The organism is Aminivibrio sp. (assembly GCF_016756745.1).
Classification (GTDB): Bacteria; Synergistota; Synergistia; order Synergistales; family Aminobacteriaceae; genus Aminivibrio.
In genome coordinates this window covers 57,391-79,672 of sequence record NZ_JAESIH010000025.1, presented here as the reverse complement: position 1 = coordinate 79,672, position 22,282 = coordinate 57,391, and the positions used below count along the sequence as shown (strand labels likewise).

Here is a 22,282-nt window from a genome sequence, read left to right as displayed (position 1 = left end):
AAATTTGTTACGAGACAGTGATAATTTCATACCTGAAACCGGACAGGGATCAATTACCCGGTAATAGAGATCTAAATTTTATCTGCTCTATAAGGACGATGAGGAGTGATTTTTTGAGCCTGAAAGAAGCGACGAGATCGGCGGTCCTGGACAGGGTTGTTAAAGGGGACATGACTAATGCTGCAGAAGGCGCGACTTGTCTCAAGATGAGCAAGAGAAGGCGAAAAAAATTCATTTTCCATCTTTTTGCTAAAAAAATCGTTTTTTTAAATGCTCAGCATTTAATGCCGGCTCTTCTAATCCCTCAGCTTCAGCAACTCTTCATCCAGTCCGTAGCGAACCACTTCGATTCTGCTGTTGTGCCTGGAAACAAAGTCGCCGGCTATTTCCGGAAACCGGAATGGGAAAAAAGCAGGATTATTCAGGAGCAACCTCAAAATGCCCTTGGCCTCCGGGGCAGCCATAAGTGCAGATTCAAGCATGAGGATTGCCTGGTTTCCATCTGTAATGCACAACACAGGTGCTTTCTCATAACAGCCTTTGGTCTTGGAGTCTTTCAGTACCCCCCACGCTACAAAGGAACGGAGGACATATTTCGCATAGCGACTAACGGTCTGCCGGTCACCATACTGCTCCTTCATGCGGCCTATGATCTGCATCTGGGTCACTTGCTCCTGCAAGGCCAACAGACGACCTGTCTGACGAGCGACGTTGAACCAGAAAGGATAGACTGCTGAAATCATTCCCCAGTGAACAGCAAGAGCCATTGACGAGTTTTCCCTCATAAAGGAAAGCGATGCATCCCGCAGAGGCATCAGTTCTGATTCAGGAGAAACCCATATCTTCATCAGATTGTTGACAGCAAATGTCCGGGTCTGGTCACTCCGCTCCCCTTTTGAACCGTTCCCTTTTTTGTCAGCGAGGAACTCATGCAATTCCTGTCGGATTTTTTTAGCATCAAGCCCGGCCAGCAGCAGATTGACTGTTTTCTGCATCCACTCAAACCGGATCACCTGCTTGATGCCGATAGATTCATGCCTTTTGCCCATCAACGCGTCCTCTTTTCTATCTTTACAAAGGGCACGATGACTTCCTCGACTGAAATACCTCCGTGCCCTACAATCATCTCTCCCGGATTCACGAATGCATCAAATCCGCAGGCCACCAGGGGAAAATAGTCCGCCGGCAAGCCTGTCGGATCCCACTCGTGGGCAAACGGGAACAACGAGGCAACCCTGGACCGAAGTTCCGGTGTGGGATACACCCGAACCCGCTCGCCTCTAGTCTCGGCAATAACGCCCTCAGAGGGGCGGCCTCTTCCTTCGCATTGAATACTGCCATGGTCTGCGGTCAGCCAAACATCAAACCTGTAATCCAGCAGCATCCGTACCAATTCAGCAAGGAATCCGCCCTGGCACCACTGCTTTACCTGGTTGTGCATTCCAGCCGAACCGAGCTGCATGCCGTGCATGATCTTATCGATCTTGTCCACGACGAGCCCCACTACCCTGGTCTTCCCGGGCTGGATTACAGCATCGAGAAGAGCGGATGCATCGCCATCTCCAAGTCCCCGCTGGTACACAACATCCATTCTGGATAAATCATGCCCCTCCCAAAACTGTTTCCAAAGATTCGCCTCACTATTCGTTGAGTGTATAGACGACGGGAAATAAAGTGGCGGCTTTCCGGAAAAAATTGACTGTCTCGAAACAGGGGTCAGCGTGGGAATCCATGCAAAAACAGCAAATTCGCGCATGAGAAATTCCGGATCCTGCTTTTGCAGAGACGAGCGCATAGTGACCCACTGGTCAAGCGAAAGACCATCGATCACTATCAGCGCAATACGACTGTCGGCGGAATCCTCAATATCACGGGCCAGGCGGCGGGGTACATGGTGCACCATGGCAGGATTCGTAGGCGGCAGATTCACCAGGTTGGAATAGTGCCCTGTCAGCCAACCGGCAAAATTCGTGTTCAACGCCTCACCAATTTTCCTGAGCCTAGTCTGATGTTCATCGTTGCTCCGGCAGAAAACCAGGGAAGAAAGCTCTGCCCATTTCAGTGCGAAGACGGCCCATTCGGAGTGTCGTGCCTCTGCTGTAGGCAGATTTTGCTCAACCATATCAAACAGGCGGACGATACGCAGTTCTTCATCGTCCACACCGGTCGTAATAATGCCGCTTCGAAACCACGATCCAGGATCATAATCAATACCTTCAACCTCAACGGGGATTAGTTTCCCCTCAAGGAACAGGTTGTCGATATATATCCTCACATCCTGATGATCAAAGGGAAGATGATCGGGGCCGCTATACCTGAAGCCGGATTTCGCCAATTCTTCTCCTGCACGGCCTAAAGCGCCAATTCTGGATAAAAAGAGAGGCCAGCGTTCCTGCAAAAAGGCAAAGAACGCTTCGCCGTCCGGGACGATTTCCTCAAGCGGCCAGTCAATAAATTCTTTGTGACTTCTGAGGACCTGTATAACTCGTTCCGCCAATATCTGCGGGATCTGCGACTTTCCATAATGCAACCGAAGCAATGCCCGAAGCAGTTCCACATCATCTCCGATAAGCTCTGCGGCAATGCCGAACACGGAACGGAGAATGAAATCCTTAGTGGCGTTTTCCCCCATACGATCCGGAGATGACTTCTGCTGAGCCTCAAAGAGAGTGTCGAGAAGGCTTCGGTCAAGCTTCTCTACCACAGGGCAGCTCAAGTTGGGAAAGAGTGTCCCAAGGCTGAACGAAAGCTTACGGCCTGCCTCGAGCAGATCGTACGGCAGTGAACCAAGCTCGGAAGCCTGCAGGCGGAGAACCACCGTCAAATTGGCCTCTTTTCCCTGGTCCCAGATAGAGCGATATCTCGATTCAAAGGCGAACCGAAATTCCACCGGGTCATTGAACTCGATAAGGTCGAATCCCCGCTCCTGAAGCCCAAACGCCAGTTTTTCCTCTGTCAGAAGATCATCGGGGTCTGCAACAAGGATCAGCTTGCTAATCCCCGGCACGAATTCTTTGAGTACAAATTCTCGCCAACCATTTAAACCTGATAGACAAGGGTTCATAGCGCACCTCTTCTAACACACTCCATCAGCCTTTCGTAACGGTGGTCTTTCTTTAAAACCGAATTTGCTTCGACAATAGATTCGAGACACTCCTTCAAATCCTGAAGATTCCATGATTGGACGTTATCAAAAGCGTCTAAAAAATGTAGTGCATCCTTTGGGAACTGCTTACACAAACCAGATTCTTTTAAAAGATGCAGGATAAAATGTAAGTCGTCAATCGAATATAGCCAATCGTAGACTGTTTCCAGAGCCGAAGGGAACTCGTTTCGGGCAGCGATGATCATTCGGGCAAATGATTCTGCAATACTACCGGAAATAAGGTCACGCGACTTAGGCCAAATATTGTGCCAGAATGGCCGAATACGATTATTCCAATACTCCTCTTTTTGCTCACCTGCACCTTCCATCGCCTGTGCCAGGGTTTGAGCAGCATATTCTAACCCTTCCCTTTGCAGCATTTGAAAAGCTGATTGGAAATCTCCAGTTGAATACCCTTCTACCGCGTGAAGCGCAGTATATGTTAGAAATGCCACGAACTGGCGGCAATGCTCTCCTAGTTCGTCATAGTAATTCACCGTTTCTAGGAACTGAGACTTGAAGGCAATCAGAAGCGGTTGATACAGGCGTGGAGACCAAAGAAACCCCTCCCATACTGCCTTTGCTTCCTCATGATCATCTGCCCATTGGAACAAAGGAAGTAAATGACGTTCTGTCCAGGATCGATCAACGCGAAAGAGCGCGATCAACCTGGATGCCAATATCACTCTGCCATGACGGAACAGGTCGGATCGGACTTCACATAGTTGTGTAAAAATGGGTTTAATATCATCCGGTAAACAATCAGAGTCATTAGGCTTACGTTTGAACAAAATGTTGAGCAGTGCTTCCGTTACGTGACCTATAGGATGATTGATCGCATCAGTTACAGGTTCACTCAGAGATTTCTCTTCTCGTATTATGTTAGAACCAGCTTCTAATGGGAGATTCAAAATACGTTTGCATAGATTCAACAGGATATCCTGGTGTTTCTCAATTGTTTCGGAAACCTCTCTTAACCACCATGTGACACTATGCAATATCTCCTGCAACACATCATCAGGCATTTCTTGGACCAACGGTGCACCATAGTGCCAGGACCGTAAGACTAACCCCTCTTGACTCCATACCCGAAGTGCTTCACGCCAACGGTCTTTTGGCCAAATTTTCTTCTTTGCAATATCACACAATGCAAAAATGCTATGAAAGAACCTCGTACGACAGGTATCGCCCCAGGTGTCCTTATAAAATCGATCGTTATCGACTGGTGTAGTTTGCAGCCATTGGACCAACTCACTTCTTTTTCGCGGCGCGAAAGTAATTTCTTTTTTCTCTTCGAAATCCGTTTCCCACGATCCGCTCATCCATATAGAAAATTCATCGCTTTCGTTTGCAGCCAATTGTAGAAAGGGGTAAGCTACCGACAAATCAACCAATCGATTTCGCGCTTCATCTCCCATACGGAGACCAGATGCTTCCAACTTTGCCAGGTGCCTCCATACAGAGTGATCAACTATTTCCTGCCAACAATCAGGTTCAATGTCATCCCGGAACATCCTTCGGGGCGGCCCGAGCAGGATAGCATTTTCCAGTCGTTCCTGTGACCAGGAAGAAAGAGATTTTCCTTTTAGAACGAAAAGTCTATAAACTTCCCGTTGCGTTTCAACGGACCAGAGCCACCAGGCATCATCAATAAGCAACCAATCCACCCAATCTTCTGGAGTGATCAGATCACCTTGGCTTGCAGCATAAAAAGCCAATCGTTTGAATGTCGGAAACGGCAATTGAAACCATTCTTTCGCTGTTTGGGCAGCACGCAATGGGTTTATTTTTTTAACCGCACACCACGCATCTCGAAGCAGTTCAATCAAAAAAACCCAGTTGCGAAATCCATAGTTTTGCTCATGTGGGCTGATGGATGGCAAATCTAAATAAGACCGGTCCTTTTGCTCATAGGCTTTCCCTATTTCGCGTTTTAAACATAAGGCGTCGAACAATAAGTGCTGGAAATCTTCCATCAGCGTGGGCAATGCTTCCTGCCAACCCTTTTCATCTACAAGATCTCTCAAAAAAATGGAAACATCATCTGCTGCAAGGACCAATTCGCAATCCACTAATTGCCTTAAAGACGATTGAGACTCCAATGTTTCATTTTCATCTCTCAAACGAAAATGTTCTTTCAAGATAATCATCGGCGAAAGTAATTCCCGCAGTTCCATCCGTAAAAAAGTATTCATACCGTCACGTTTGAAGCTATTAATCCATCGAGTAATTCCAAGATTACGCTTCACTTTGACACGGTCTGTTAACAAGATTCGCCATAAAACACGCATCCTTGCATCGGGTATTGAATTCGGTGCATTTGCGCGAATCTCATCTAGTTTTTTCTTATTTTTTTCACGTTCCAAGCTTACAAGGTAATCTAATTCCTCATTTATAATCCTTACCATGTTTTCATGGAGTTCCCCGCTTTGTTTCACTAGCCAGAGAACCAATTGAGGATTATTGAGATGCCGAGTCAACCAGTGGGCAATCTGACTCATTTTCATATCCCAACTACTCCCGTGTTGCCTGCTTACAACCGCCATCTTTGGAGCAAGGGTATAAGGTGTCGGCCGGTCGATAAGGCTAAAGCGTAACTCATTACATTTAATCGGTGGGCATGCGGGGATACCGAATCTGGATAAGTCTTCGCATTGAAAACATTCCTTTGAGAACTCAGAAAGCCATTCTATTGAAGGTACGGGGTTATGCTCCGCAAAACGCTTCGCTGGGAGCCCGGAATCGTCAGAGAGGGCCCAGAGCATTCGCCCTACGTAGTCATCTTGCTGTGTGCTTGCCGAAGGCCGAGTCAGGGCATGCTCTACAACAATACGTTCTTTCCCAAAAATTCCGTCACGGTAGGTTTCTGCCCAGACTCTTAACGTATCGCGCAACACTAAATGATCTTGGGAACCTCCCGGTATTTTATAAATTATAGGCGTAACGCCTTTGGCCTTCCAATCCTTTTCTACAACCTTTTCCTTTCCTGGCTCGCATGGAACAAAAGCATAGGCCTGAGGTGTCACCTGACCCATCATCCGATCCGCATCCAAAGCATCCATAATATAGCGGAGCACCCTATCACCAATGCTGTAGCCGACGAAACAAACCACATAGTTGCTGAGAAGGTCGCTAACGAAGCGAGCGCCCCATCCCTCGGTGAGATAGGCAAGGCCAAAATCACCACTGGTCAGTACAAGGTGGTTTAACGCGCCTTCATCTGGGGAGACGGGAAGTAAACCGTGTAAATGGACCAGTCCATTCCATCGACTATTCTTGGGAATGGGGAGAAGTGGGGCGGAATAAACACAACAGGACTGTTTGGTTTGTTTGATCACGTGTTCGAAGATACGATCGAAATTTGTAGTAACAAGCCGTAATGCTCCTTCCCGGTTACGGGCAAGTTGCAGCAAGGCCATTTGAATTTCTTTGGCCCCTTTGCGGCGCAATTTCGGTTTCAGTATTTGTGCCAAAGCTTTACGAACAGCAAATCTCTGCCCTGGAATTCTTTGCTCTAACAAATTCAATGCAACATCATATTGACCATTATCCATAGCAGTTTCTTCAAGATCATTAAAGCTAGTTCCCAATCGTTTATAGATCTCGTTAACCAATCCTTCATAACCAGGCAGGCCCGCAGGGTAAGATATACCTGCCCCGCAGAAGAACACCACTTGCCCTTCTTCATGTGCATGCAAAAGACTATCAGGGATTTCAGGGCCGTTTGTTATAAACTGCATTTGGAAACCTCAATTATCCCAAGCATCAGCAGCGGTCTGATTTCTGGCAGAAGTTCGCGGGCTGATTGCAGCTCACGTCTCCATTCAGCTTCGTCTGCGTCACAGCGGAACAGCCTGAATTGCCTCACTTCCGGCAGGCCTATCCGTTCAATGGCCTTCCGGCGGGAGACAAAAGAAACCATTCCGCGTTCTTCCTCTCGATCTACTGAAAGAAGGTGTGCATGTTTCATGGCTTCGAACACCTCACGGCCTGCCTGTTCAGCAGCCTCATGCAAATGCCTGTGGGCAGCAATGGATTGATCCTGATCAAGTGCTGAACCCATCCGGATTTCCCCACTCACAAGGGCATCCCAAATATGCCGTGCCGTGGGCAGAAAAAGCGTCCTATCTTCACTCAGAAAGACACTGAGGTAGCTTCGCCGCACCATAGGGATACGGAGGAACTGCGTTTTCGTGTACCCCCCCGCCTGGAGCCGTATCTCAAACAATCCCCAAAAACCCGAAATACCTGGCGGCAGGCCGTTTACCGCAACGCAGGGCAAGGGCTGACCCATGGTAATTTGATGAAGGTTCAAAACCAGTCCCCGAATACGGGCGTTCTCCAGATTAATCAGTGACGCATCTGTCAGGCGGTCAGCATCCCGGGCATTGAATACGCACTTGCGCATTTCAACACCATCCGGCCATCGGAGATCCCACCAGGAGCGCTTGCGCTTCGCCAACCCACCGGATGAATTCAGATAACCGACCGTCATCTGTTCAATCCAGTATGGCAAGGGATGGGACCGCAGCCGCTCAGCTGCCTGCACATCAACTTCCTCCGAAATGCCATAAAAAAATGATGTTTCTCGAGTCTGCCGGATCTCATCCCGTATCCGCTCCACCGTTTGATCGACAGAGGCTTCGATATTTTCCGGGTTAAGAATAGCCGACGCGAATACATCCTCGAACAATTCACCAGCCTGGGCGGAATCGAGCACATCTCCTGTCTTGTCGATGCCGAACTCATTGAAGATCACCGATAATTTCTGCTCCAGCACTTCGCGAACACGGAATTCCACTGAATCTTCAATAACGAAATTAACCGCCCTTACCATCCTAGGCTGTCCGATACGGTCGACACGGCCTATCCTCTGTTCAAGGCGCATTGGATTCCAGGGAAGATCATAGTTGATGATCACGTGGGCAAACTGCAGATTCAGGCCTTCGCCGCCCGCGTCGGTAGAAACGAGGACGCGGTGCGTTTTCCGGAAGGCATCCTGGACTTCTTTTCTTTCTTCCATGTCCATGGAACCATTCAGAGCGACAACCGGAATTCCACGGGCTTCAAGAAACTCTTTCAGCATCTGCTGTGTAGGGACAAATTCTGTAAAGACCAATACTTTCAGGTCCGGTTCGTTTTCCTCGGCCTGAAGTTGATAAACCCACTCAATCAATGCCTCTGCCTTTGCGTCGGATCCAGCCTGTTCACAGCGAACTGCCGCATCCAACAGGGTTTCCACATGGATCATTTCACTCTGCAGGGCCGAAATTTGGGATTTCAGCAGCTCATCAAGCAGCTCCTGTCCATCCATGTCGTACAGTTCATCGTAATCCTCCGCTTTTTCCGGGCCATTCTCAAACTCTGCCAAGCGCATGCCGGCCTGCGCTTCTCCACCTCTGAGAACGGAAAGGCGCCGTTCCAGCGTGGTGCGAATAGCCCGGGTGCTGGAAACCACCAGGCGCTGCATAAGGATCATTAGAAACCCGATGTGCCGTTTCTTTTCCCGCAGGGCCTGGTTGTAACCTTCGCGCACGTACTCGGTCACAGCCTCGTAGAGAGCTTTCTGCAGGTGATGGCGGTTTTCCCATGCCACGGGAATCATCTGGGTGCGTCGGGGTTTAAAAAGGGGTTTGCCTTCTGCATCGATGGCCCTTCGCTTCTCGGTGCGGATGACATAGGGGGCCACCCGTTCACAGGAGACGCTGTCCATGTCAGGAAAGGCTTCCTCATCCAACAGATTCATCAACCTATGAAAAGCGTCAGTCTTTCCCTGGTGAGGCGTGGCAGAAAGCAACAGTACATAAGGGGCCGCCTCCGCAAGCCCCTTTCCAAGCTTGTAGCGGGCAACCTGATCGGTACTTCCGCCCAGCCGGTGCGCTTCATCCACCACCACTAAATCCCAACCTGCAGTGAGAAGATCCTCGAAACGATTTCGGTTGTATGCGGCAATTCGTTCTTTCGTCCAGCCACGCCGTTTTTCTACAGGTTTAACGGAATCAAGGGATACAATGACCTGGTCAAACAAGGACCATGCAGAACCTCTATTTTCTGCACCAGAAGCCATACGCTGCAACGTGGTAATGTCTTCTCCCAGCACGAGCTGGAACTGTTCGTTGAAATGGGTCTGCATCTCTGCTACCCACTGGGTGGCCAGCCCCTTCGGCGCAACAACAAGAGTGCGGCGCACCAAACCGCGCAGTTTGAGTTCCCGCATGACAAGGCCTGCTTCTATGGTCTTGCCGAGCCCTACCTCGTCGGCAAGAAGATAGCGCACACGGTCTCCCGAGATGGCACGGGACAAGGCCTGGAGCTGATGGGGCAGCGGGATGACGTTAGACTCCATGGGTGCCAGTAAAATAGTACCGTCAGAAGCTCCGGCAGAGCCTTCGAGCACATCAGCCACTTTGGCCGCTGAGGAAACATAGGCAATACGGTTCGCTTCGACCTCCGGATACAAATCTACATTCAATGGCCGCAAGGCGGAACGGGGCACACGAACTATCGTGTCCTGGTTTGGCAGCCAGACACGGCACATTGTCTGTCCCCAGAGGCTTTTTTCCTCAATAATTTGGCAGAGTTGTTTGTGGCCTGGGGTGTAATACCATGCCATCATTTTTCTTTACCCATCGCTCTTTTACCAAATTTTTCCCAAACAGCCTCAACAGGAATCCGTGTTAGTATTTCACGTATTGCCTCCAATGTCTTCTTGGTATAGCGTTTATAAATTTGAGCCTTGATCTTCTTTTCACCGTACATTTCAGGATTTGTCCATATATCCAATTCAAACAAATAGGCTCGCACCTTTGGAATAGAAAGTTTAACTTTTTTAGCGATGTCAGTAACAGTTAGGTTGTATTTATCAAGCCAGTCATATTCTTGCTTGATCAAAGCTCCAACGACCGTCTCACCGTCCTTGGCTAGACGAACAGCAAGGTCAGCATCTTTCTTGATTCGAAGGAAAATCGGAATTCCGTTTCCTTGGGTTTCTAACTTCAGTTGGGCGACCTCAGGCAAAATTAATTTCCAGTCATCTCCCCGCCGTCTCCTCCTGATGGCATTTCTGAGTTCACCTTCAGAAACCCGCTCTGAATCATCACGTGTTGCAGTGGCTAACGCAAGGATCGATCGTAATCTCGCCGCTGCTTGAATCCCTTTGCGGCTCCCCACTAGTAATAGTTGATCGACCTGTCTTAGTTCACAATCAATTAACACTTTCAGATCTTTCGGGGGACGAGTCGAAACTGGCAGCACACGATCTGGGATACAATCAGCAAGATTCTCATTGAAAACTCGATTAAGCAGATCGCCAAAAAGAGTAACTCCAGCCTGTGCTTGTAGATAAAGCAGGTCTTCTGATACTTCTTGGTAGTAGTGAATCGCAGTGTCTCGATGTGCATCGAGAATGGACAAAGTTGCACGCTCATCGGCCGAAAGCGTTTTGAGCGAATTCTCCGTCATTTCCAAACATTTATCAAAACTATACGAGTATTTCCCACCCTTTATGTGAACAGTACCTGTTTTGTCTTTTATGATTGCTTTTAGTAACATTTCAAATGCGTGATGCATAAGAATCAGAACACCTTCAGCACGGCCCTGTTCATGAGGTCGGTTAAACAACTCGACACTAAGCACTAAGGAATTGATGGCACGTCTTTTAAACTCTGTAACTTCCCTCTTGACTTTCGGCATATCTCAATCCTCACCCAAACGAGTAACTGCCTGGTCATACCACATGAGCAGTTTGGGGTCTTCTTCCAGAACATTATTGGGGATCTTTTCAGCCACAGAAATTATGGTGACGTAATCCCGTTCCTGCCAAGCTTTCTTAAAACCGGCACGGACAGCTTCGAGGCGGAAGACCTTGAGTTTCTTTTTGACCTCTTTGTATTCCTCGAACTCCTTGAGCAGAGCCTTCTCGCGTAGTTTCTCCAGGTCGCCCGACTTGTTGGGATCGGGTACGTACCAGCGGTCGCGGGCCTTGGTCACCAGCGCCGGGGCATCCTTTGGCAGGTTGCGCAGTTCCTTCCAGTTGGTGGAGAGGTAGGCGTGGATTTGCTCGGGCACAGGGCCTTTGCCGTCGTAGCAGAGGAAGTTCTGGTTCAGCAGTTCGCGCAGGTCGAGCTGGGCCTCGTTCTTGCTCCAGCCGCCAAGTTGTTGCATAAACTGCGGATTGATGTCGGAGAAGGTCTGGGGCTTTTCCTTGATGAGCTGGCGGAGCCATTGGATGGCGGATGCCTCGTCGGAGACGAACATAGACATCTGCTTGAGTTCACCCGAGGTCATCTTCTTGCGGTCGTATTCGGCCACCTGATCCGGCAGGAAAAACATGCCGTCGCGCTCGATGAAACGTTGCGACAGCCCAATCTGGAACTCCTGGCTGGAGATCGGCACGGGGTAGCCTTTTCGGACGTAGTAGGCTACCATCTGGTCGAACAGGATGCGTGGATCACGTTCCGGGACGAACTGTAGCAAGGTTCCCTGTTGCTTGGTGACCGGCAAATACTTCAAGTGTGTACGAACAAAGTCCCAAACGCCTTCTTCCGTTTGTGCCTCTTTCTGAAAGCGATCTTCAAAGCCGCCGTTGGGTTTGTAGGCCGAGATAACGAGGTCTTGTTTGACGGCTGTGGGTGTATTAACTGCTTGAAAAGTACCTTGTTTTTTATCGAGGGCTGAAACACTGGCTACAATAAAGCCAGCATTTGCAATAGCTGTTTGGATACTGTTCCAGACAGATGCTTTTGTATTGGAAAACTCGATTGTTATCCAGCGGCCCGGCTTTAAAACTCTGAAATATTCGCTAAAGCATTGCTCCATAAGTGATTGATAATCAGATAATTTTTTTTCTTTAACCTTATCAATAATTGCTTCTTTAGCTGGATTTGTAAAAACTCCTAACCATGCCTCAATAAGGAAATTCAGGTCTGAATAATAGATATTCTCACCAAAAGGTGGATCTGTAAAAATGTAATCTATAGAATCATTTGGACAATGAATACTTGTTGAGCTTGCTGTTGAAATTACTGTAGTTCCAAGTGAGCGAGGTTGGCTTGAAAATACTTTGGTAAGTCTTTTCAACTTTCCTTCATGGACATACCATGGACTCAATTCTGAATGTTGAGAAGGAACATAATACACTCCCTTCATATACTGAGAGACTTGCGAAAAACCAGCTGGTCTATATGAATTACAAATAGAGCTTGTCCATATTCCCTGCTCGAATAGATAATATAATTGTTGCCTGATACGAGAGTTCTTCTCAAGTGATACGGCTTTCCAGATATAACTCATTGAATGAAGTACCCTCGGTAGGAATAGTAAATGAATATGACTAATTTTAGTTGTTTTCATCCGACCTACATTCGCCATCTGCATTTCAGGAATAGGTATGAATGGAACTACATCAGGCATGGGCATTGCCTCGATTTTTTTCAATACGTCTGCATCATGCTGATCTGGTTTTTTTTCGAAAGTTGATTTACCATACTTATATTTGATTAAAACTGGAATTCTTTTTGGCTTTTCGATGAAAACACCATTCTCTATCCTTGTCTCAAACATCAGATCTAAGGCTTGCTTGTTCTTTGCATTAGCTCCACAATGATTACATATTATGTTTTTTGAAACCATCTGACTCTCTTCATCATATGCCTGTTCTGTAAAAACAATTTCCCCGCCGCATTCTGGACAAGAAAATAGCTCGCTCCAGACCGTGTACTCTATTTGGCATTTTGTTTTTCCATCGATATGATATGTTTGATACATCCATCCAAGATCTTCTTTTAAATCTTTGAGTATTTTTCGTGCCTTAGCTTCGAAACCAGGAATATCAAATGGCAGCAAATAATTTGCTGCAATATTTGTTGCAGAAACACCCAAATCACTTATTATCGAGTGTCTATATCCAATTTTAGAGGAATTTGCCGATTTATTTAGTACATTTTCGCCTGCAAACTCTATATCCCCATTCTTTTCAACTTTGTATCCAAGCGAAAGGATTTCGTTTCGGTCATCACACATCTGTGCAGCTATTCCTACCATACCACTACCACAGAACCCATCTAAAACGAGGTCGCCTGGTTGAGTATAATGAAGGATATAATGCATTACGGCCCTGTGAGGTACTTTGGCATGATATGAATGCGCCTTGTATAATGGGTGCGTTTTCCCCTCGCTCACATCGACGGCAAAGGGTTCCCGGTGATAGTGGTAAGCTTCGGGCTGCTCCGGCTTCTGCGCCTCCCACTCGGCGATGAAGTCGGCGATCCACGGATTCGGGCAGGCGGTTTAGTACGGCGGATCACTCAGGTTCAGGATGTCCTCGTCGCTGCCGATGGGAAAGCCTTCGATCTTGCGGAACTCAGGGTCTTGCAGCTTCTTGCGCAGTTCCTCGGTAAAGTGGGCACGGCGGGCCTCGTCGTTCTCGAAAGTCATGCCGAGACAAGTCACCGGATCGGAGGGCTTCTGCGGCTCTTCAAGCAGCGAGTCGAACAAACTGTTTTCTTTCATCTTCATAATCCTTCGCTTTCGTCTTGTGTCTCAGCTTGGTCACTTCGCAGGTGACCAAGCTCGGCAGAGTTGGTCACCCGCGAAGTCACTCTTATTCCATGACAATCCGCACCTTTGCAGGATCTTTTCCCCTGGTGAGCTGTTCTAGATACTCCTCAAAGCGTTTTTTCATTTCCGCCGGTGTAGCCGGTCCGCCTTCAACCTGCAGGGCCTGCTGCAGCTCCTGTGATTTTACGGTGACCCTGACCAAGCCGGAGAGAACTTCCTTCAGAGCATGGAGAAAGTTATTGTCAAGAGGTTCGGGCAGTTCTTTTGTTTTGATGAAAATCTTTAGTTTCTCACGATCGTCAGCTTTCAGCAGTTCCATGTTGGCTCGGGTGACGGGATCACCGAGGTTTTTGAGGATTACAGATGTCCAGTTCGTTATCAAGGCCTCAAGCTGATCGTCCAGCTGGTCTATCAACTGAGATCCAGCGTGTACATTAGTTTCTACTGACGGCCTGAAACCGCAATGAGGGCAGACAGGTGTAGCGTCAAGATCTTTCTCTGTCAGGGCAAAACAGCTTTTCAGCTCGACCAGCCGGTTCTGGAATTCTGTGAGCTGCTGCCGGGGCATCAGTTCGATACCGGCCAACTTGAGCAGGGTTTGCAGGCGTTGATCGTTGAGCAATCCCGCCTTGCGATTGTCGTCCTTGACGCCCAGTCTCGCCCTGGTATGAAGCCCCATATAGGCAGTAATGTACTCTTTTTTCAATCCCTGAAGCTGTGAACTGATGCTGCGGGATTGTGAAGCGAGTTCTGCCGGGTTTGCTTTCTTGAGGATATCTAGCACATCCTGCCGGATCGTCCTCATGCGGTCTACCCAGTCGTGATCCGGAGGCAACGCCCTCTCCGCGTCAGAGAGCCAGAACACCGTCGTTCCGTTTCCCATTATGAATTCGCGCAGAGCGTCCAGTTCATCGAGAGTCTTCACGGCATTGCCATGGCCCTGAACGTCGGGAACACTGTAGCTGAAGTTCTTCAACTTTCCCGGGGAAGAATAGGCCTGGAGCGACTCAAAGAACGTTTTCGCGTTTTCCAGCTGCACGTTCCGGTTTTGACGGTCGTCATCCGATCCTCCGCTCGCTGTCCGTGACACGGAAGCCAGATCAAGCCCCCAGAAGGAGAGCCCTTCACGCAGGGCCTGCTGTGCCATGACAATGCGCTTGATAACCTTGCCCACTGACTGCTGCAGGTTCTGTACCGGATCGTCTTTCCCCTGGGTGACCAGCTGTACCAGGCCCGGGGGCATGTCAAGCAGTTTGAACAGCGCAGTGAGGGCGGGAATATTCCAGTCCTTCGGCTGCTCCAGATGTTTAAACCGGACCAGTTCATCCATGCCGGACGCAGCGAGCTGCTGAAGCCCGGTTGCGTCGAATTTCCTGCCCGGGATAGCGAGGACGATATCCCCCGAGTACACCAGTGCCGCCGCCAGAACAGTCACCCATTCGGGCTCGAGGCGGGAACCTCCGGTGTTCATGTACTCTACACCGTGGTCACTCTGAATTATTTCGCTGCGGTTTATCACCTGTCCGTGAGGTTTGGCCTTGACTGCGTCAAGAATAATCCTAACGTATTTGGATTTGTAGGGATCCAGCTTCTCGCCGTCGAGCAGTTCCAGAGCATCAAGAACGGATGTGGCCTGCTTGGTGCGGCTCTGGCCGGCAATTGCCCGCAGAGCCTCCTGTGCCGCCTGGGCGCGGTTGCTGCCGGTGATAAGGATCGAAAAGAAGGGATAGTCCGGTGCCTGGTTCTCAAAGTGGGGCGCCAGGCAGATACCGGCGATGGTGTTTACCAGGTCTCGGAAGTTGATAGTCTCATTGGGGGCCACACCGGACAGATTCCGAATAGATTTGCCTTTTGCCCATTCGGCAATGGTCCGGGCTTGGCCCTGGTAAGTGACCTCAAAAGCGTTGGTCATGTTCTTCTGCAGCCACTGGACCAGTTTCTTCAGGAAACCGTTGGCCTTGGATTCATAGGTGGCCTTGGCATTGCCCGATGACGTGGCGGAAAGGTCCAGGGCGGCAGTATAGCTTTTCAGTGCGATCTGGAATTCTTCGTCGATGTCTTTCAGCCGGAAAAAGACTTCATCCGGTTCTTTCGTGTCTTTGAACCGAGGAGGATCGTTCGGCTGGATGAAGTAGATATAGAAATCCCGCTGCGGCACAGCGGTGGAGCGTTCGTTGGGAGCACCGAAGAATAGATACCCGAGGCGGGCCGCTTTGCGTTCAAGCCATTCGAGTTCGTGCTGCCATATCTTGTAGCCCGTCACGTAGGTCTGGTCTGTGCACTCCATAACACGGCGAAGGGCTTCATAATAGTATCGGTCGAGCTGGGAGGCATTGAGACTTTCGGCCCGTTTTTCGATCAAGGCATCGTAGTCGTCTGTTTTTTTAAGGTCCAGGTAATATTGGCGGTTGTCTTGGTTGGACGAGATGAATTGCCCGCTGACCGTTTTATGGATCTCCCGAAGAACAGTTTCCACATGTGTCTGCAGGTCTTTGTCCGGTTCATCGCTGCCCAGTTCGGCAATCATTGGATCGAAAAGGCAGAGTCGGTCGCGCAGTTCTTCCGCGGACGCTCCCATGGGGGCGTAAATGTCGCCGGTGGTTAGGCGGTGCACGGACAACGCATGGATAAGGCGCAGAGCCATAGGTTTATATTGTTTGCGCGGGAAAGCGCTCTCTATACGGGATTCAAGCACCTGGCTGCAGTCGATGACGGCCCGGATATCTGGAATGGCACGGAACGAGGCATTTTCTCGAAGGGTGCTCCAATAGCTGTCAAAGGCGATAAGGCCGGGCTCGTCCTGTGGCACATTTTTGTCAAGCATCTTCTTCATGGCCAGAGACAGAGTCTTGAGCACTTCCCGTTTTTCAACGGCAGTCACACGCTCGAAAGTATCTATATAGTCAGGGTGTACGGGGAAGAGCCGGACAAATTCGTCCATGCGCTCGTTCATGCGGTCATAGTATTTGGTAAAAGGTTTCAGGTGGTCACGAATCCTTGACTGCTGTTCGGCTGTTTTCCTGAGCAGACGTTCGGCCACCACGAACTTGACGTCCCTGCGGGCAATGAGTACCTGCTCGAAGCGGTCCTTTACCCTTCTGATACTGTCGGCCACGAAAGAAAAACGGGGACTGTCGAAAATGGCTTCCTGGACACCGGCGATAAAGCGGAAACGAAGGTCTTTGCATACCTCCCCGACCTCCCGAAGAAAATTGAGGTCGAGTATCAGGTCCTGGTCCTTTCGAGTGCGAAGGAAATCGAGCAGTTCGTCCACCAGAAGAAGCAGTCCGTGATCGGGGAAAACCTGGTGGAAGGCCGTCATCATTTCCTCGAAGGCACGTTTGTTGTTGGGCACCTTGTCAGCAGCCGGGAATAAATAGGGTACGCCCATGGCTGTCAGGTGTTCCTCCAGTTCGGCGACAAGTATGTCCCGGAGAGACATTGTGGTGGCCCCTATCTCGGTCCGGATAACCTTGAAGCGACCGCAGATCCCGGCTGCCGCAGCAGCCACGTTTCTGTCGTTCAGGTTCGGGAGCAGGCTATCGTTTTCTGCAATGGCTGATAATACCGACATGAGATGGGATTTGCCTGTGCCGTAGTTGCCCACAACCAGCAGGCCCTTGTTGTCCATGGGATGATCGAACTGAAGCTGGGGAATGACAAGGTTCACCAGCCTTTCGGCCATCTCCCCCGAGATGACGTAAGTTTGAACAAGATGTTGCGCGGCTGAAGCCTTATCGGCGTCCCGAAGCTGGATGGTAGTCTCAATGGGCTCGAACTGGATGAGCTCTCCGTATTTCATTGCGTCTGCCCCCTTGTGAGTTCTTTCCGGTTCACCATGCAATCGCCTCGGGGCTGACTACGAGAAGGGCCTGCACAGGATACCGTTTGTATTCAGGATGATCCGGCGCTGCGTAGACTAAATTTTCGCCGATAATGGATCCGCTCCACGCGGCAACCACCGTCCTGTTCCGGGAGAGTCCCTGTAAAAGCCGCAGCGGGTCCAGCTTGAGCGAGACGTCGAAGAGAATTTCGATATTGTCCAACAAGACGACAGGGTCTTCTCCCACAATATCCAAGAGAAGACGGGGTATCTGCAATGCTCTCTGCCGCTCGGTGAGATCGAGCATGCGCCTGGAGAGTTCCAGATTTACATTAATATAGGGAGCTGCAGTGCGTTTATGGACGTCCAGAAGAACAGCGGTCTTACCCGAACCAGCAGAAGCCACAAGAATGACCAGGCGGTGATACAACTCTGCCGCCTGCTCCATTTTGTGAATTACGATATCGGCGAGAGGTTCTGCCATTTTGAATCTCCTCCTGAACCTAGGCTGCTTGAGCTGCTGCTTCAGAAAGGACGGGATTTCCTGACGATCAAACATTACATGTCTTTCTGAGAAATTGATAGATTTATTTCACCAAATAAAAAAACACAACATATAATGCTCACAATTTACTGTGATCATCAGCTGCTGTCAACCCCTACAACATAATATAGGTTGCTAAAGCCCAATTTTTAGAAGTATCTCTTCGAGTTGAAAAAAAGTGAAGTGAAAGAGGGATGAAGGAAAAAAAACACAATTTCATGCCCAAATTTAACGGCTAATAAAAAATCATTTCTTTCATCGAAACACTCAGCTTCAAAAGTTCCAAATTCAGTTGGAAAATCTTGTCAAAGAACAGCTCAGAGTCATATTGAACTTTCTGATTACCATACGAAAAATCGGTCTTGCTTCTTGAACCTTGGTGTTCCGTAATGTAGAATAAAACCGTTGCGGGGTCTGATATGGTGTTACAAAGTGGTGTTACAAAACTGCACAACGGGCTTTTGAAGAATGCAGTGTTTGCAACAATTCATAAAAAGAGAGGAAAATGGTAATGAATCCCTCCTTCTCCGCCATTTTTTTGCCTTTATACTGGAGCAGAGGGAGGAAAAGTGAATTCACACCCTTTTCCTCCCTCTGCTTTTGAGTGATGTGCCCTGGGAAAAGAGTTGCGGAAAAGGCAACGCGGTCTTTTTTGGTTGTTTCTTTCCATGCTTTTCGATATACTATATTTGGTATATCTGAAATAATTTTCAGGGAGGTTGCTCTCATGCCAAAAAAGAACGCCGCAAATCGCACAATTGTTTTCGTTACGGTTTTTCTTCTCTGTCTTTCGGCTTCCACCGCATTGGCTTCCATTTCCCAGGATCTTGCCGAGCGGCTCGACTTTTTTCTGGAACGAAGCTGGGTGTACAACAACGTGGGCGAGCCGGATACCATTGACTGGAATACTACCTTCAAGGCAGAACTTGAAATGTACAGGATTTCCGGTTCATCGTATTTCGACTGGTACTTTGTGTCGTATGGCCTTGACGGTACAATCAATGTTTTAGGGCAAATTTACAAGAAGGGATACATGTCAGGATATGAGGTCTGTGACGAGCTTGAATCCCAGGGAGGTTTTCCTGTCGGCACGACAGGGCTTGGGAAGATATTCCGGATACAGCACACACGAACGGGAAAATCCATCCGAGTTGCGGTACAGGACAACAAAGAGCTCGGACAAACCGTGGTATACATGCTGACGCAGGATGCCTGGGAGAGGGTCAACTGATCAACAAAATTAATGTCAAAAAAGCTAGCTATAAAAAGTCAATAGTTGTTGAATTCCAAGATGCGGCAGAGCTTATTGGGGAATTTATAAGAGAATACGCCGAGAAGTGACACCCGCTCCATGAAAAGACGGAAAAAAGGCGGCCCCCGTTGCAGGGTGCCGCCTTTTTTCCGCTTCCAATATTTCTAGGGGACTATTTCCAGGGAGATTCCGGAAGGTCGATGTCCAGTTTTATGGTGATGGAATTACCGCCGTTTTTGAGGGTTCCGCCGAGCTTTTCGTAACCGAAGATTCCCCCGGCATCAACCGTTACGTTGAAGACTTCCTTGTCAGAGCCGAGAATGCCCCCTGTTTCAATTCCGATGAATGTGAAGCGGGAGTCCACGTCCCAGGTAAATTCGTGCTTTTCGCCGAAAACCGGCCGGACCTCGTTGTCCGCCGTTTTGGTCTCTAGCAGCGTTGTGCCGTCCCTTTTCAGGAGAATCTTCATGTCGGGGGTGTCAAGAAGCGAATCGGCAGAAGTAAAGTCGCCGCCGACTATGGTCAGGACGGCTTTGGCCCCGTTGCTGGCCGCGTCAAGGAAGAGGGCGGTCTTTCCGGCTTCCGCCCCTTCTTCCGTATCCGGCCAGAGGGAGGCGAAATCCTTTAGTGTTTCTGATGCAGCTGCTATGTCTTCTTTGTTTTTGGAGGATTTGAGCCTTTCGAAAGCTGATTTGCAGGCAGAGAGGTGGGCCTGGCGAAGTTCCCCGAGCTTTTTGCCCTGGACTTCAGCCGCTTCGGCCACGGCGCCGTCTCCGAATGCTCCGAGCCCTGCCTTTTCAAGCTTGGCGGTGAGGGTTTCGACGGAAGATATATACAAATCCCTTGCGCCGGCGAAGTCTTTCTTGTCCGCAAGGGCGGCCCCTTCTTCGGCAATTTTCTCCCATTCGGAAGTCACGAGCCTGGAGAAGGTCTTTTCGAAACTCTGCGCCACTTCTTCCTTTCCGGCCGGGTAGTCCGTCCAGGAACGCTCCAGGTCGGAGAGCCTGGCTCCAAGAGCTTCCAGGGACTCGGAAGCCTCTATCCCTGCGGAGACGACGGAGACTTCATTCTTTGCAATGGTGAGAATGCGGTCAGAGAGGATCTGCCTGGCTTGCCCGGGCATTTCCGGATAACGGGAAAGAATTCCCTTGATTTTCTCGCTGTCCGCGCCTTCGTCCCCGGCAAGAGTTTCGGCAAGGCGGATATACTGGCCTTCCAGGGCGTCTGAAAGGGTTTTGCCGATGTCTTCGGGAAGGCCTTCTCTCTCCATGAGAGCTTTGATTTTTTCGATCCCTTCTTCCGGTACAAGGGCGGAAGCCTCCTGAACCCATGCGGCTCCCCGCTCTGTCCACTTGGCGGAAATCATGTCCTTCCATGCCGCACACCGGTCGGCTATGAGTTTTTTCAGCTCTTCCGACGCGTTGGGATTGTCGGAAAGCCGTGCGGCTGAGGCAGCGAAAGCCTCCACTTCTTCGATTTCCGCATCAGGGGAAACCATATCTGCCCAGAAGGAGAAGAGGTCAGCCGCCTTTTGTGCCCCTTCGGTCTTCCACTGTTCGGGAAGCTTCGGCAGAAAATCAAGCCAGCTTTCAATGAGGCTGTAGGCTTCGCGCGCATTTTCCGTTTCATCGGCGGTTTTCCCCAGAAGCGCCTGCCCGGCTTCGAAGTACCACCGAATGGACTGGACCCTGTCATAGTTGGCCTGGTTTACTGTCCGGAAGGCGGAATTTGCAAGGTACTCTTCAACTTTACCGGATGCGTCCAGGTACTTCCCCGACGTCACGTCAGGCATTTTTACGGTGTCAAGGTCCCGGATAAGCGGCAGAAGCCGGTCAAACAGAGCCTGTTCGTAGGATCTGAGAATTCTGCTCCGAAAAGCGTCCTTGTCCGCTCCTCCCCGCAGGGCCGAGGGAATGAGGGGGATGGGGTCGGGAAAGATATAGCTTTTCCCGAAAGAATCCACGATCTTCAGGGCATCCTCATATTTCGAGTTCGCCGCGAGCTTCCGGGCCTCGTTTTTGGTGCTCCTCCACCGGTAGTGGTCCATGCCCCAGGTAACGGCCGTCGATACGACGAGAAGGGCGACCACGGCAAGGACGGCGGACTTGATCTTTCTGCGTTCGTTCTCCTGGCTGCTCATCATTTTGTAGAGTTCCTCCATTGGTTTTATGACATTCTGAGGTTCGTATTCTCTCGGAAGGGTTTTCTGGTCCGGCCATTTGCCGATGGCAACAACCCTGAAAGCCTTGATGTTTCCGCTGCCGGCGGAAAGAAAGATTGACAGGGCGGAGGATTTCTGCCGGTCTTTGCCCAGGACCTCTATCATTCTTTCTGTAAGCTGTTCGACGGAAACATCAGGAACGGTGTCTCCCTTTGTAAAGAGAAAGACTACCGGGACCTTTTCCCCGCTGCCCCATCGTGAAGAATTGTTTTCAAGAAGGAAGGAAAGAGCTTCCTGAAAGGTTCCGTTTTCTCGCGCAATTCTTTCAGGGTTTTTCATCAGGTCGTCTGCAGGAAGAAAAAAAAGCACACCGTCAGCGGATTTCAATTCGGGAAGAAATTTGTGATCCTGCCAGTTCCGCTGTTTTGGGGAACCGCCCTCCGGTACTTCGATAAAACTGGCATCCATATCAAGAGGAACCACAGAATAAGAGATAAGGTCTTTTTTTGCCTTTTCCTTCACCGGAACCTGCTGCTTGAAGAGTGTACGGATGATCCGGCCGACCTCACCGTCCGCTTCCGGAGTATTCAGGGATACGGGCTTACCATGGCCGAGATTGGTGACCAAATTGAAATAGGAACCCAGAAAGACGGTTTTCCCGGCGCCGGATGCGCCCATGATCGCTATTCTGTACTTTTTTTTGGCCATACCTATTCCCCCTCCATACGGTTGTCTATGCAAAGTCCGATATTGACATCAGCCGCCATGATACAGGGAACAACGGGGAAAGAGCCGGGGGA

The 22,282-nt window shown here is 49.6% G+C and carries 12 protein-coding genes and 1 pseudogene; 1 reads left to right on the top strand and 12 read right to left on the bottom strand.

The window, feature by feature from the left end; genetic code table 11:
* Window positions 1–296: 296 nt before the first annotated feature.
* From JMJ95_RS02230 to JMJ95_RS02185, 11 genes and pseudogenes are all read right to left on the bottom strand, one after another.
* Window positions 297–1,049 carry a hypothetical protein gene (locus tag JMJ95_RS02230; RefSeq protein WP_290682023.1) on the bottom strand — a complete coding sequence of 251 codons (753 nt, stop codon included), beginning with the start codon at window positions 1,047–1,049 and terminating at the stop codon, window positions 297–299.
* Entirely contained in the window at window positions 1,049–3,064 is a 2,016-nt protein-coding gene (gene pglZ, locus JMJ95_RS02225) for a BREX-3 system phosphatase PglZ (protein ID WP_290682020.1), read from the bottom strand. Before pglZ ends, JMJ95_RS02230 begins: the two co-directional genes overlap by 1 nt.
* Window positions 3,061–6,885: an anti-phage defense-associated sirtuin Dsr1 gene (gene dsr1, locus JMJ95_RS02220; RefSeq protein ID WP_290682017.1), complete on the bottom strand. Its 3,825-nt coding sequence runs from the start codon at window positions 6,883–6,885 to the stop codon at window positions 3,061–3,063. Before dsr1 ends, pglZ begins: the two co-directional genes overlap by 4 nt.
* A complete protein-coding gene (locus JMJ95_RS02215; RefSeq protein WP_290682014.1) occupies window positions 6,873–9,761 on the bottom strand; it encodes a DEAD/DEAH box helicase in 2,889 nt (962 codons plus the stop codon). Before JMJ95_RS02215 ends, dsr1 begins: the two co-directional genes overlap by 13 nt.
* Window positions 9,758–10,837, bottom strand: a complete 1,080-nt coding sequence (locus JMJ95_RS02210) for a DUF3644 domain-containing protein (RefSeq protein ID WP_290682012.1) — start codon at window positions 10,835–10,837, stop codon at window positions 9,758–9,760. The genes JMJ95_RS02215 and JMJ95_RS02210 overlap by 4 nt, the downstream gene beginning before the upstream one ends.
* 3 nt (window positions 10,838–10,840) lie before the next feature.
* On the bottom strand, window positions 10,841–13,165 hold the full coding sequence (locus JMJ95_RS02205; protein ID WP_367153739.1) for a DNA methyltransferase: 2,325 nt from the start codon (window positions 13,163–13,165) through the stop codon (window positions 10,841–10,843).
* Between the two features lie 3 nt (window positions 13,166–13,168).
* Window positions 13,169–13,324: pseudogene (locus tag JMJ95_RS13890) on the bottom strand (DNA methyltransferase); the annotation flags it as partial.
* Window positions 13,325–13,432: 108 nt separating this feature from the next.
* Window positions 13,433–13,660 carry a hypothetical protein gene (locus JMJ95_RS02200; RefSeq protein WP_290682006.1) on the bottom strand — a complete coding sequence of 76 codons (228 nt, stop codon included), beginning with the start codon at window positions 13,658–13,660 and terminating at the stop codon, window positions 13,433–13,435.
* An 85-nt stretch (window positions 13,661–13,745) separates the two neighbouring features.
* A complete protein-coding gene (locus JMJ95_RS02195; protein ID WP_290682003.1) occupies window positions 13,746–17,504 on the bottom strand; it encodes a DUF6079 family protein in 3,759 nt (1,252 codons plus the stop codon).
* Window positions 17,505–17,535: 31 nt separating this feature from the next.
* Window positions 17,536–18,009: a BREX-3 system P-loop-containing protein BrxF gene (brxF, locus tag JMJ95_RS02190; protein WP_290682000.1), complete on the bottom strand. Its 474-nt coding sequence runs from the start codon at window positions 18,007–18,009 to the stop codon at window positions 17,536–17,538.
* 498 nt (window positions 18,010–18,507) lie between these two features.
* Window positions 18,508–18,798: a hypothetical protein gene (locus JMJ95_RS02185; RefSeq protein ID WP_290681997.1), complete on the bottom strand. Its 291-nt coding sequence runs from the start codon at window positions 18,796–18,798 to the stop codon at window positions 18,508–18,510.
* Here JMJ95_RS02185 and JMJ95_RS02180 point away from each other — a divergent pair.
* Window positions 18,797–19,300 carry a hypothetical protein gene (locus JMJ95_RS02180; protein ID WP_290681994.1) on the top strand — a complete coding sequence of 168 codons (504 nt, stop codon included), beginning with the start codon at window positions 18,797–18,799 and terminating at the stop codon, window positions 19,298–19,300. The genes JMJ95_RS02185 and JMJ95_RS02180 overlap by 2 nt on opposite strands.
* A gap of 193 nt (window positions 19,301–19,493) precedes the next feature.
* Here the strand turns inward: JMJ95_RS02180 and JMJ95_RS02175 are convergent, their stop codons facing one another.
* On the bottom strand, window positions 19,494–22,190 hold the full coding sequence (locus JMJ95_RS02175; protein WP_290681991.1) for a hypothetical protein: 2,697 nt from the start codon (window positions 22,188–22,190) through the stop codon (window positions 19,494–19,496).
* Between the last annotated feature and the right edge of the window lie 92 nt (window positions 22,191–22,282).